The organism is Rhizobium ruizarguesonis, from assembly GCF_012349115.1.
In the GTDB taxonomy this organism is placed as follows: domain Bacteria; phylum Pseudomonadota; class Alphaproteobacteria; order Rhizobiales; family Rhizobiaceae; genus Rhizobium; species Rhizobium ruizarguesonis.
The window spans coordinates 1-1115 of record NZ_PQIG01000014.1 but is presented as its reverse complement, the minus strand read 5'-3'; the positions used below and the strand labels follow the sequence as shown (position 1 = coordinate 1115).

The 1115-nt window shown below is 55.7% G+C and carries 1 protein-coding gene; it reads right to left on the bottom strand.

Features of this window, described 5'->3' with window-relative positions:
• Positions 1–48: 48 nt before the first annotated feature.
• Entirely contained in the window at positions 49–1050 is a 1002-nt protein-coding gene (locus tag C3Y91_RS03410) for an IS30 family transposase (protein ID WP_018494608.1), read from the bottom strand.
• Between the last annotated feature and the right edge of the window lie 65 nt (positions 1051–1115).

Below are 1115 nucleotides of genomic sequence, written 5' to 3'. Positions count from 1 at the left end.
TGGAAAAGCTAACCCAAGTGCATCACGCCTGTTTTGCAGAGTAGGGGATCACCTATCTTCGTGCAAATGCGCCATAAACACCTCGGTCGGCGTCCTGTATCCGAGGCATTTGCGCGGTTGATCGTTGACATGACGCGTGAGGTGGAGAAGGTCGCGTTGCGACACAACTGCCAGATCTGTGGTGCCTGGCAGGAAGCGTCGAATGCGCTTGTTGGTGTTCTCGACGGTCCCTTTTTGCCAAGGCGCACTTGGGTCGCAAAACCAACTGCACGCACCGATCCCTTCTTCCAAAGCCCTAAACCCGGCAAACTCGGTACCGCGATCGAATGTGAAGCTTTGACGCGCGAACGCCGGTAAAGGAGAAAACGCTCTGATGATCTTGTCCATGATTGGGCGCGAGTGCCGGCTCGGATTCTTGATGAGAACGGTATAGCGGCTCTTGCGCTCCACGAGAGTGGTGACATTGGCATGCCCGAGTGGGCGATCGAAGATGAGGAGGTCGCCCTCCCAATGGCCAAACCGTGATCTATCTCCAACAAAATCAGGCCGTTGGGATATGCGGTGCGTGGCTGGAAACGCACCGTCGCGCGGCTTCCTGGAGCGCATTGGACGACGTTTTCGGCGTGCCTCTGGTAGATACTGATAGAGACCAAGCCCATAATCTTCCTTGCTGTAGATGAAGCGATAGATTGTCTCCTTGCAAACGCGAATACGACTGAGGCCGTCCGACAGCAGGCGTCCGGCAATCTGTTCCGGCGACCAGCGAGCCTCCAACTGGTTGATGATCTCTGTGCGCAACGTCGAGTGGCGCCGCAGCTTTCTCAGCCGGCGACGTCGGTCCTTGGCAGTATCGTTCGCAACGGTGCTGTAATAACCGTCATAGTCCGGTAGTTCGCGATCGCGAAACGTGTTGCGTCGGATCTCGCGATAGATCGTCGAACGATGACGGCCAAGCTGACGTGCCATCTCGTTTACCGGAACTTTTGCCGCCACCATGTGATGCAGGCGTCGGCGATCGGCGAGGGTGATCTGCGTATAGCATCGAGACATGCCAAAATCTCCAAAGTGAAGCCATTGAAATTACTGGCATGTCGCACTTGGAAATAGAATGTACC

Coding starts and splice junctions, on each gene's coding strand:
- C3Y91_RS03410 (WP_018494608.1), bottom strand. CDS start 1,050: ATGTCTCGATGCTATACGCAGATCACCCTCGCCGATCGCCGACGCCTG.